General features: G+C 70.6%; 10 protein-coding genes. 1 reads left to right on the top strand and 9 read right to left on the bottom strand.

Features of this window, described 5'->3' with window-relative positions; genetic code table 11:
- Positions 1 to 54: 54 nt before the first annotated feature.
- From ACFUN8_RS35340 to ACFUN8_RS35320, 5 genes are all read right to left on the bottom strand, one after another.
- Positions 55 to 1,002 carry an ATP-binding cassette domain-containing protein gene (locus tag ACFUN8_RS35340; RefSeq protein ID WP_383646982.1) on the bottom strand — a complete coding sequence of 316 codons (948 nt, stop codon included), beginning with the start codon at positions 1,000 to 1,002 and terminating at the stop codon, positions 55 to 57.
- Complete coding sequence (locus ACFUN8_RS35335; protein WP_383646979.1) at positions 999 to 2,078, bottom strand: ABC transporter permease; 1,080 nt, start codon at positions 2,076 to 2,078, stop codon at positions 999 to 1,001. The genes ACFUN8_RS35340 and ACFUN8_RS35335 overlap by 4 nt, the downstream gene beginning before the upstream one ends.
- On the bottom strand, positions 2,075 to 3,067 hold the full coding sequence (locus tag ACFUN8_RS35330; protein WP_383646984.1) for a sugar ABC transporter substrate-binding protein: 993 nt from the start codon (positions 3,065 to 3,067) through the stop codon (positions 2,075 to 2,077). Before ACFUN8_RS35330 ends, ACFUN8_RS35335 begins: the two co-directional genes overlap by 4 nt.
- Positions 3,068 to 3,239: 172 nt before the next feature.
- Entirely contained in the window at positions 3,240 to 4,250 is a 1,011-nt protein-coding gene (locus ACFUN8_RS35325; protein WP_383646976.1) for a substrate-binding domain-containing protein, read from the bottom strand.
- Between the two features lie 155 nt (positions 4,251 to 4,405).
- Entirely contained in the window at positions 4,406 to 5,194 is a 789-nt protein-coding gene (locus ACFUN8_RS35320) for a GntR family transcriptional regulator (protein WP_382572715.1), read from the bottom strand.
- Between the two features lie 172 nt (positions 5,195 to 5,366).
- On the opposite strand from ACFUN8_RS35320, the gene ACFUN8_RS35315 reads away from it, so the two are divergent.
- Positions 5,367 to 6,374, top strand: a complete 1,008-nt coding sequence (locus tag ACFUN8_RS35315; RefSeq protein WP_383646974.1) for a Gfo/Idh/MocA family oxidoreductase — start codon at positions 5,367 to 5,369, stop codon at positions 6,372 to 6,374.
- A gap of 21 nt (positions 6,375 to 6,395) precedes the next feature.
- Here ACFUN8_RS35315 and ACFUN8_RS35310 read toward each other — a convergent pair whose 3' ends face one another.
- The 4 genes from ACFUN8_RS35310 to ACFUN8_RS35295 form a co-directional block, all read right to left on the bottom strand.
- Complete coding sequence (locus tag ACFUN8_RS35310) at positions 6,396 to 6,818, bottom strand: PaaI family thioesterase (protein ID WP_383646971.1); 423 nt, start codon at positions 6,816 to 6,818, stop codon at positions 6,396 to 6,398.
- Between the two features lie 46 nt (positions 6,819 to 6,864).
- Positions 6,865 to 8,076 carry a cytochrome P450 gene (locus ACFUN8_RS35305; RefSeq protein WP_383646968.1) on the bottom strand — a complete coding sequence of 404 codons (1,212 nt, stop codon included), beginning with the start codon at positions 8,074 to 8,076 and terminating at the stop codon, positions 6,865 to 6,867.
- A 118-nt stretch (positions 8,077 to 8,194) separates the two neighbouring features.
- Complete coding sequence (locus ACFUN8_RS35300; protein ID WP_383646966.1) at positions 8,195 to 8,869, bottom strand: response regulator; 675 nt, start codon at positions 8,867 to 8,869, stop codon at positions 8,195 to 8,197.
- The gene (locus tag ACFUN8_RS35295; RefSeq protein ID WP_383646963.1) at positions 8,866 to 10,089 is read right to left on the bottom strand and encodes a sensor histidine kinase; all 1,224 of its coding nucleotides are present in this window, start codon (positions 10,087 to 10,089) and stop codon (positions 8,866 to 8,868) included. Before ACFUN8_RS35295 ends, ACFUN8_RS35300 begins: the two co-directional genes overlap by 4 nt.
- Positions 10,090 to 10,459: the final 370 nt, after the last annotated feature.

Below are 10,459 nucleotides of genomic sequence, written 5' to 3'. Positions count from 1 at the left end.
GTGGACGGTTGTCCACCGCCGCCGATTCTGCCATCCGGAAGGTGCGGAGGTCGGTCAGGGCTTGGCACTGCCGCCGGGCGGCTTCCCGTTCTCGTCCTCGTCCATCCGATGTGCGCCGCCGTCCACCGGACGGCCACCGAGATGGGCCGGGGTGGGGGCCTTCGCCAGCTCGTGGCTCAGCTCCTCCAGCTCCGAGCCGCCCGCCATCTGGCGCGTCAGCTCGTCCAGGGTGATCGATTCCTTGGTGTGGCTGCCCGCCATGACACCGCGCTTGAGCAGCACGAACCGGTTGCCCACGAGATACGCGTGGTGCGGGTTGTGGGTGATCAGCACCACGCCGAGACCCGCGTCACGCGCGGCGGCGACGTACTTCAGTACGACCCCGGACTGCTTCACGCCGAGCGCGGCGGTCGGCTCGTCCAGGACGAGGACCTTCGCGCCGAAGTGGACGGCGCGGGCGATCGCCACGCACTGGCGTTCGCCGCCGGAGAGGGTCCCGATGGGCTGGTCGACGTCGCGCAGGTCGATGCCCATCCGCAGCAGTTCCTCGCGGGTGGTGCGGCGCATCTGTTCGACGTCGAGGCGCTTGAAGGGGCCCGTGCCCTTCGTCGGCTCGGAGCCGAGGAAGAAGTTCCGCCAGACCGGCATGAGCGGTACGACGGCGAGGTCCTGGTAGACGGTGGCGATGCCCAGGTCCAGCGCCTCGCGCGGCGAGCCGAGCGTCGTCTTCCTCCCGTCGATGAGGAATTCGCCCGCGTCGTGCTGGTGCAGTCCCGCGATGATCTTGATGAGGGTGGACTTCCCCGCGCCGTTGTCACCGAGGACGCAGGTGATCTCGCCGGCGTGCACCTCCAGCGAGACGCCTTCGAGGGCGCGGATGTTGCCGTAGTACTTACTGACGTCGTCCAGCTCGACCAGGGGTGTCGTGGTCGCCGTACCACCGCTGGGCGTGCCGGGCGTGGGTGTGCCGGGGGTGCCGGGCGTGCCGGGCGTGCTGTTCATCGGGTCGCCTCCGCGCGCTTGCGGACCCATGCGTTGAGCAGGGTGGCCAGAAGGAGCATCGCTCCGAGGAAGAACTTGAACCAGTCCGGGTTCCACTCCGCGTACACGATGCCCTTGCTGGTCATGCCGAAGATGAACGCGCCGACCGCGGAGCCGATCGCCGAGCCGTAACCGCCGGTGATCAGACAGCCGCCGATGACCGCGGCGATGATGTAGATCAGCTCGTTGCCGACGCCCTCGCCGGACTGGACGACGTCGAACGAGAAGAGCAGATGCTGGCCGGAGACCCAGGCGCAGAAGCCGACGCCCATGTAGAGGCCGATCTTCGTCAGCCGGACCGGTACACCGACGGCGCGGGCGGCCTCGGCGTTGCCGCCGACCGCGAAGATCCAGTTGCCGAAGCGGGTACGGAGCAGGATCCAGGTCGCCAGCGCGACCAGGCCCGCCCACCAGAGGATGGTGACCTTCAACTCGACGCCGCCGAGGGTCAGTTCGGAGGCGAAGATCTTACGGGCCGACTCGAAGCCCTCCATGTCGCTGATGCTCTTGGTGGAGACGGTGTCGCTGATCAGCTTGGTCACACCGAGGTTGAGACCCGTGAGCATCAGGAACGTGCCGAGGGTGATGATGAAGCTCGGCAGTTTCGTCCGCGTCAGCATGAAGCCGTTGAACACCCCGACGGCGAGGGTGACCAGCAGAGACACGAACACACCGACCCAGATGTTCGCCGTCATCTGGTAGCTGAACATCGAGGAGATCAGCGCCGAACTGGTCACCAGCACACCGGCGGACAGGTCGAACTCGCCGCCGATCATCAGCAGCGCCACCGGCACCGCCATGATCCCGATGGTCGACGCCGCGTACAGGACCGTGCCGAAGCTGGACGTCTTGAGGAACGAGTCGGCGACGACGGAGAAGAACAGGAACACCGCCAAGGCGCCGACGACCGCGCCCAGTTCGGGCCTGCCGAGGAGCTTGCGCAGCGCCGAGTTCCCCAGCAGCCGCTCGTCCTGGGCCGGGCCGCCGCCCCCGCCGTCGCCCGGCCGGTCCTTCACGGGTGGTGCGGTTGTGGTCATCGGGTCCCTCGCTCCGCGTATTTCTCCAGCTCGGCGGCGTCCTGCTGGTTGATGATCTGCGGCCCGGTGAGGACCGGGCGCCCGCCGCCGAGTACATCGGCGTTGTACCGGTAGAGCCAGAGCAGATCGACGGCCTCGTACCCCTGGAGATACGGCTGCTGGTCGACGGCGAAGCCGAGCCGGCCGGCCTTGAGCGAGCCCGCGACCGCCTCGTTGAGGTCGAACGTGTCGATCTCGGCCTTGCTGCCCGCCGTCTCCTTCGCCTTGACGGCGGTGTCGGCGAAGGGCGCGCCGAGCGTCACGACGGCGTCGATGCTCTTGTCGGTCTGGAGCTTCGCCTCGATGGACGCCTGGACGTCGGGCATGTTGGTGCCGTCGACGTACAGGTTCTGCATCGTGCCGTCGAACGTCTTCTTCGCCCCGGCGCAGCGCTGCTCATGCCCGACGTTGCCCTGCTCGTGCAGGACGCACAGGGCCTTCTTCCTGCCCCGCTTGTCCAGTTCGTCGCCGACGGCCTCACCGGCGATGGACTCGTCCTGGCCGATATGGGTGAGCGCGCCGTACTGCTTGGACTGCTCGGAGCCCGAGTTGACGGTGATCACCGGGATGCCGGCCTTGGTGGCCTTCGCCACGACGGCCTTCATCGCGTCGGGCTTGGCGAGCGTGACGATCAGCCCGTCGACACCCTTGTCGATGTACGACTGGACGAGCTGCGCCTGCTGCTGGCCCTCGTCGCTGTGCGCGTACAGGAAGTTGATGTTGTCCTTGACCGCGGCCTGCTTCGCGCCCTTCTGGACGATGTCCCAGAAGGTGTCGCCGTCTCCCGAGTGGGTGACCATGGCGACCGTCCACTTCGGGGTGCTCACCGCGGCCCGCCCCTGTGCCCGGGCCTCGGCCGCCGCGGCCCGTTCCTCGGCGCGCTTGCCGCCGGTGCTGCTGCATCCCGCCAGGGACGCCGCCCCGAGAACCGCTGCCAGCACCGCGCCCATCGCGCGTACCCCTGTCCGACTTGCCACGACGCCGTGCCCTTCTTGCCGTACTTCCCGGTACCGCCGGGCACGGTACGTCCCGGCCCGGCGGCCCAAGTATCGGTCATGGCTGTTCGGGGCCCGGTCATCGGGTACGGACATGTGCAGGTCATCGGGAGATGACGCCTGTCTGTCATCGGGTGCCGCGGGCGGTGAACTTCTCCAGCGCGGGGACGTCCTTCTCGGTCACGAGCGCGGGGCCGGTGAGGACGGGCTTTCCGCCGCCGATGACGTTTCCGTTGTTCTTGTTGAGCCACAGCTCGTCCACCGCGAGGTAGCCCTGGAGATAGGGCTGCTGGTCCACGGCGAAGCCGATCTCCTTGGCCTTGAGCTGCTTGACCACGTCCGCGTTGAGGTCGAAGGTGTTGATCTCGGCGTCGGAACCGGCGCTCTCCTTGGCCTTCACGGACGCGGCGGCGAAGGGCGCGCCGAGCGTCACGACCGTGTCGATGTCCTTGGCGCTCTGGAGTTTGGCCTCGATCGAGGAGGTGGACGCGGGCATGTTGGTGCCCTCGATGTTCAGATTCTCGACGGTGCCCTCGAACGCCTTCTTGACCCCGGCGCAGCGCTCTTCGAGCGAGACGTTGCCCTGCTCGTGGATGACGCAGAGCGCCTTCTTCTTCCCCCGCTTGTTCAGCTCCTCGCCGACGGCCTCACCGGCGATGGCCTCGTCCTGGCCGATATGGCTGAGGGCCCCGAAGGGCTCGGAGAACTCGGCGCCGGAGTTGATCGTGACGACCGGTATTCCGGCGGCGGTGGCCTTGGCGAGTACGGCCTTGACGGCCTCGGGCTTGGCGAGGCTGACCACGAGCCCGTCGACGTCCTGGTCGATGTAGCTCTGGATCAGCTGGGCCTGCTCCTTGCCCTCCTTGTTGGCCGCGTAGAGGAACTGGACGTTGTCCTTGCCGGCCGCGACCTTGGCGCCGCTCTGGACGATGTCCCAGAAGGTGTCGCCCTCGCCGGAGTGCGTGACCATGGCGATCTTCATGCGCGGGGTCTTGGCGGCCGTACCGCCTCCCCCGTCGTCGGCCTTGTCCTCGGAGTCCTTGCCGCCGGAGCCGCTGCATCCGGCGACGAGGGCGAGCGCGCATGCGGTGAGCAGCGCCGCCGCCGTACGGCCCGCCGCCTTTCGGTTGGTACGCATGGTGGATCCGCCTTCTCTCCCGGCCGCCCCGTTGCGGCTGGGGGAGTTCTAGCGGCGCACGCGCGGCCCCGTCAATACTTTGTCCGAACATTCTTACGAAGAATTGGACGTCCGGAAGCGTTACGGGAGGCGCCTCGGAGGTCGGCGGAGCAGCGCTACGGCCGGACGAGGAGCTGGAACTCGAAGACGTACCGCGAGGCCCGGTAGATGTGGTCGCCGAATTCGACGGCCCGGCCCGTGTCGTCGAACGTGGTGCGCTCCATGGCGAGCAGCGGGGCGCCCGTCGCCTCGCCGAGGAGCGGCGCCTCCTCGGCGTCGGCGGCGCGCGCGCCGACCGACTGGCGCGCGCTGTGCAGCGTGATGCCGACGGCGCGCATCATCCGGTAGAGGCCGGTGGATTCGAGCTGTGCGGTGTCGCAGTCGAGGAGTTCGACCGGGAGGTGGTTGCGCAGCCGGGCCATCGGTTCGTCGTGGGCGTACCGGAGCCGTTCGACGAGCCGCACGTCCGCCCCCTCCTCGACCCCGAGCGCGGCGGCGATCCGTGCCGTGGCCGGTTCGACCGTGTTGCGCAGCACGCGGGTGGCGGGGCGCTGGCCGGCCGCCTCCAGGTCGTCGTAGAGACTGCTCAGCTCCAGGGGGCGTCTGACCTTGCTGTGCAGGACCTGGGTGCCGACGCCCCGGCGGCGTACCAGCAGCCCCTTGTCGACGAGCGACTGGATGGCCTGGCGGACGGTGGGCCGGGAGAGCCCGAGCCGGCCCGCCAGCTCGATCTCGTTGCCGAGGAGGCTGCCCGGCGTGAGTCCGCCCTGCTCGATGGCGGCTTCGAGCTGCTGCGAGAGCTGGAAGTAGAGCGGGACCGGGCTGGTGCGGTCGACACCGAGCTGGAGCGCGGCGGCCTGGGGGGCCGACCCGCTCGGCTGCTCTGGTTCCGGCTGCTTGGACACGGTGGCGAGCGTAGCCCCGTGAGATGTTGACGGAAAGTCCTGTAGTTCGGTTGTCAGGACAAGAGGGCGGGACAGGCAGGGGCCGACGCCTTCCGAACAAAGATCATCAGCAGGTCTAAATGTCAGGACAAACGCTTGACATGACGACTGGGCGAAGGCCACCTTGGGGGCCATGCGCATCGGACTCATCGGCACCGGCCGTATCGGCACCTTCCACGCGGAGGCGCTGAGCCGCCATCGCGAGGTCGGCTCCCTCGTCGTCGCCGACACGGACGCGGCACGCGCCGCACATGTCGCCGACCGTACGGGGTCCACGGCGGCCCCCTCGGTGGACGAGATCTTCTCCTGGGGCGTGGACGCGGTCGTCATCGCCTCGGCCACCTCGGCCCACGCCGACCTGATCAGCCGCGCCGCGCGGGCCGGACTGCCCGCCTTCTGCGAGAAGCCGATCGCGCTGGACCTCAAGGGCACGCTGAGCGCCCTGGCCGAGGTCGACTCCGCCGGCACCGTCCTGCAACTGGGCTTCATGCGCCGCTTCGACGCCGGTTACGGCGCGGCCCGCGATCTCGTACGGTCCGGGGCGCTGGGCCGGCTGCACACCGTACGCGCCATCACCTCCGACCCCGTGCCGCCGGCCCCGGAGTATCTGCCGCTGTCCGGCGGGCTCTACCGGGACTGCCTGGTCCACGACTTCGACATCATGCGCTGGGTCACCGGGCGCGAGGTGGTGGAGGTGTACGCGACCGGCTCGGACGCGGGGCCGCCGATGTTCCGCGACGCCGGGGACATCGACACGGCCGCCGCCGTCCTCACCCTGGACGACGGGACGCTCGCCACCGCCACCGCCACGCGCTGCAACGGCGCGGGATACGACGTACGGATGGAACTCGCGGGCGAGCGGGACCAGTTCGCGGTCGGACTCGACGACCGTACGCCGATCACCTCGACCGAGCCGAAGGGTCCGCCGCGCTGCGACAACCCGTGGCCGGGGTTCCTGGAGCGGTTCGCGCCGGCGTACGAGGCGGAGCTGGACGCCTTCATCCGGGTCGTGGGCGGCGAGCTGGAGAACCCGTGCGACGGGCACGAGGCGCTGCACGCGCTGCGGATCGCGGAGGCGTGCGAGCTGTCACGGCTGGAGCACCGGCCGGTACGGCTGGAGGAGATCCCGGGCGGTCTCTAGCCGGGATTCACCCGGGCTTCTTCACCCGGGCTTCTTTACCGGCAGCACCGTGCCCTGCGCCACCGCGCACAGCGTCTCCGTGCCGTCCTCCGCGACCGTGAGCAGATCACAGCGCACCGTGGCCTGCCGGCGGCCCGCGTGGACGACTGAGGCGCGGGCGACGAGCGTGCGGCCGGTGCCGGGACGCATGTACTGGATGGAGAAGCCCGCCGTCAGCACGGCGGGGCCGAGCACCGAGCCGGCGGCGAAGGTGATGCTGTTGTCGGCCGCGTACGCCAGCACTCCCCCGTGCAGATAGCCGTTCTGCTGCTGGAGGTCCTCGACGATGTCCAGCTCCAGCTCCGCCTCGCCGTCCCCGAAGACCATGACCCTGGTACCGAGCAGCCTGCTGAAAGGCTGGCTGTCCAGCACCTTCCGCGCCAGGGCGATGTCGAACTCCTGCATGGTCGGACTCCTCCGGAACGTACTGCGGCACCCCGCACCGTCATGCCTACCACCGCACCGGCAGACCCCGCACCCCACGGATCAGCATTCCGGGCAGCCAGTCCAGCGGCCCCGTGTCCGGGTCGAGGGTCAGGTCGGGACAGCGTTCGAGGAGGGTACGGACCGCGATCCGGGCCTCCAGGCGTGCGAGGGGCGCGCCGAGGCAGTGGTGGATGCCGTGCCCGAAGGCGAGATGTCCGTGGTTCTGGCCCTTGGCGCCGGTCGCCGTGGCCGTCGCCGTACGCCGGATGTCGAAGCGGTCCGGGTCCGGGTAGCGCGCGGGGTCGCGGCCGGCCGCGCCGAGGCCGACCAGCACCGGCTCGTAGGCGGGGATGACCGTGTCGCCCACGGTCACGGGCTCGCCGGTGAAGCGGGCGGTGGCGTTCATGACCGGGCCCTCGTAGCGCAGCATCTCCTCGATCGCGCCGTCGAGCAGCCCGAAGTCGTCGCGCAGGGCGGCCAGTTGGTCGGGGTGGGCGAGCAGGGCACGCATGCCGTTGGTGATGAGGTTGACCGTCGTCTCATGACCGGCGATCAGCAACAGGTAGGCCATGGCGCGCAGTTCGGCGGCGGAGAGCCGGTCGCCGTCCTCGGCGCGGGTACGCAGCAGGGCGGAGAGCAGATCGTCGGAGGGGCCCGCGCAGCGCTTGTCCTCGATCAACTCGTCGAAATAGGCGCCGAGTTCATGCACGGCCGTGTACTCGGACGCGGGGCTGTCGGGTGCGACGATCTCCACCGACCAGGCACGGAAGACCTCACGGTCGGCCACGGGGACACCGAGCAGTTCACAGATGACCGTGATGGGCAGCGGGTACGACAGCGAATCGACCAGGTCGGCGTGCCCGGCCGGGAGCATGGCGTCGATCAGCCCGTCGGTGAGCGACTGGATCCGCTCGCGTAAGGCGGCGACCCTGCGAGCGGTGAACTCGCGGGCGACGAGCTTGCGCAGCCGGGTATGGTCCGGCGGGTCCACGACCAGCAGATTCGGTCCGATGACCCGTTCGTCCAGCATGGTGGAGCCGACGGTGGCCGGTGACTTGCGGAGCCGGGGGTCGGCCAGCGCGGCACGCGCCTCCCGGTGCCCGACGATCAGCCAGAACCGGTCGCCGTGCGGGGTACGGACCTCGTGAACCGGTCCCGACTCGCGCAGTTTCGCGTAGTACGGGTACGGATCGGCGGTGAAATCGGGCCCGTACGCGCCCAGGTCGACGACAGTCATCACGTCAGGTTACGTCGCCGCGAAGCACACCGCCGAACCCGGTGGCCGGCGGGGCCGCCGGGCGGAGCTTTTCCGGACAGGGCGTGGTCCTCGCCGGGCGGGGTGTGTCGGACACGGCCTAGTCGCCGTCCGTCACCAGGTCCGCGTCGTGGACCAACAGGGCGATCTGTACACGGTTGTTGAGGTCGAGCTTGGCCAGGATGCGGGACACGTGCGCCTTGACCGTGGGGACGCTCATGAACAGTTCCGCCGCGATCTCCGCGTTGGAGTTGCCGCGTCCCACGGCGAGCGCCACCTCCCGCTCGCGCTCCCCGAGCCGGGTCAGCCGGTCGGTCGCCGTGTCCTTGCGCGCACCGGTCGGCGCCCCCGCGACATGGTGCATCAACTGGCGGGTGACAGCCGGGGAGAGCACGGGCTCGCCCGCCGCCACCTGCCGTACCGCCGCGACGATCTCGGCCGGGGGCGTGTCCTTCAGGACGAACCCGGCGGCGCCCACGCGCAGCGCCCGCAGCACCTGCTCGTCGGCGTGGAACGTGGTCAGGACGAGGACTTCGGGCGCTCCGGCGCGCGCCCGCAGCAGTTCGGTGGCGGTGAGGCCGTCCATGACGGGCATGCGGATGTCCATGAGCACGACGTCGGGCGCGCGTTCGCGGACGAGCGCCTCGACCTCGGAGCCGTCGGACGCCTCCCCCACGATCTCGACACCGTCCGCACCGCCCATCATGAAGGTCAGTCCGGCGCGTACGAGGGGGTCGTCGTCGACGATGAGCAGCCGGACGGGCGTGGTGGTCATGGGGACCACGGTAGCCAGGCCCTGACGGCGAATCCGCCGTCGCCCGTCGGGCCGTGCTCGAACCGGCCACCGGCAAGTGTGGCGCGTTCGGTCAGTCCGATCAGCCCCTGGCCGGATCCCGGCACGGCCGGGACCGGGCCGAGCGGCGCCTCGTTGCGCACCTCGACGGTGAGTCCGTCCCCCGGTCCGCCGCTCACCAGGACGGTGGTGCCGGTGCCGGGCGCGTGCTTGCGGGCATTGGTCAGGCCCTCCTGGGCGATGCGGTAGGCGGTACGGCCGGTGGCGGACGGTACGGCCTCCGGGTCGTCGACGCCGCTGTCGAGGGTCACCTTCATCCCGGCCTCGCGGGACTCGGCGACCAGGGCGTCGAGGGTGACGAGGGTGGGCTGCGGGCGCTCGCCGTCGTCGCCCGGCGCGCGCAGCACGCCGATGATCATGCGGAGGTCCTGCAGCGCCTCGTGGGCGCTGTCGCGGATCACACCCGCGGCTCTGGCCACCTCGGGAGGCGGCGCGTCGGGTCTGAACTCCAGCGCGCCCGCGTGGACGCTGAGCAGCGTCAGGCGGTGCGCCAGCACATCGTGCATCTCGCGGGCGATGGCCTCGCGGGCCAGCCGCTGGGCCTGCTCGGCCCGGAGCGCGGCCTCGTTCTCGGCGCGTACGGCGCGTTCGCGCAGTGCGACGACGAGCTGCCGCCGGGCCCGTACGAGCATGCCCCAGGCGAGCGCGAGCAGGATGAGGAGCGCTCCGAGGATGACCGCGAAGAGATGGGAGATGGTCGGGTCGGGGCGCAGATACGCCTGGCCGGTCATGCCGATCAGGCCGAGGACCGCGACGTAGGCCACGGGCTTGAACGGCCGGTGGATGGCCAGGCCGAACAGCGCCACCAGGGCGGCCCCGACCGCCGTCGGCGCGACGACCTCCACCACGACGAGGGAGAGGGCCAGCCCCACCGGCCAGCGCCGCCGCACCCAGAGCGCGCAGCAGGCCGCGAGGCCGATCAGCAGGTCGGCCATGATGAGCGGTTCGCTGTTGCCCGCCTGCTCGGCCGTGTCCAGCGCGAGCATGCCGACGAAGACGGCGAAGAAGAAGACGATCAGGTCCACGACCCAGTCCCGCACGGTCCGCCGCTGCCGCCGCCCGCCCCGCTTCCCGGCGGAATCGGGCCCGGCGGGCCCCGCCATGGCCGAAGGCAGCAGCCAGGGGTACTCCGTACGCGTCATACGACCAATCTATGCAGGTGGGGCGCGGCACGCCGCCCGGTGGGCGGGGACGGCTACCAAAGTCGCGGGGACATCGACTTAGGTCCTGTCCGGCGGCGCTTCGGGGATCGGTCCGGGCCGACCGGCGCGGTGCCGCGCGAGGCGCGAGGCGCGAGGCCCGGCCGTGCCGGTGGCCGGGCCCCTGGCACTTGGCCGGCGCCGACGACGCGGCCGAGGTCACCGCGGCGCCCCCGGCCCGACCGCCGAAATTCCACCGGACCGGCGCGGGGTGCGCCGTTCGACGCCGCGCGAGGCGGAGAACCGGCCGTGCCGACGGCACAGGCGGCGCCTCCCGTGGCACGGCGTTCGACCTGGGGCCGTGGGACGACGC

It is taken from the genome of Streptomyces sp. NPDC057307 (assembly GCF_042667665.1).
Classification (GTDB): domain Bacteria; phylum Actinomycetota; class Actinomycetes; order Streptomycetales; family Streptomycetaceae; genus Streptomyces.
This window is presented reverse-complemented; position numbering and strand designations above follow the sequence as displayed.

What these genes read in the sequence shown, in the direction of transcription:
- ACFUN8_RS35310 (WP_383646971.1), bottom strand. Translation starts at nt 6,818, where the DNA reads ATGCAGGAGTTCGACATCGCCCTGGCGCGGAAGGTGCTGGACAGCCAG.
- ACFUN8_RS35335 (WP_383646979.1), bottom strand. Translation starts at nt 2,078, where the DNA reads ATGACCACAACCGCACCACCCGTGAAGGACCGGCCGGGCGACGGCGGG.
- ACFUN8_RS35305 (WP_383646968.1), bottom strand. Translation starts at nt 8,076, where the DNA reads ATGACTGTCGTCGACCTGGGCGCGTACGGGCCCGATTTCACCGCCGAT.
- ACFUN8_RS35325 (WP_383646976.1), bottom strand. Translation starts at nt 4,250, where the DNA reads ATGCGTACCAACCGAAAGGCGGCGGGCCGTACGGCGGCGGCGCTGCTC.
- ACFUN8_RS35300 (WP_383646966.1), bottom strand. Translation starts at nt 8,869, where the DNA reads ATGACCACCACGCCCGTCCGGCTGCTCATCGTCGACGACGACCCCCTC.
- ACFUN8_RS35330 (WP_383646984.1), bottom strand. Translation starts at nt 3,067, where the DNA reads ATGGGCGCGGTGCTGGCAGCGGTTCTCGGGGCGGCGTCCCTGGCGGGA.
- ACFUN8_RS35315 (WP_383646974.1), top strand. Translation starts at nt 5,367, where the DNA reads ATGCGCATCGGACTCATCGGCACCGGCCGTATCGGCACCTTCCACGCG.
- ACFUN8_RS35340 (WP_383646982.1), bottom strand. Translation starts at nt 1,002, where the DNA reads ATGAACAGCACGCCCGGCACGCCCGGCACCCCCGGCACACCCACGCCC.
- ACFUN8_RS35295 (WP_383646963.1), bottom strand. Translation starts at nt 10,089, where the DNA reads ATGACGCGTACGGAGTACCCCTGGCTGCTGCCTTCGGCCATGGCGGGG.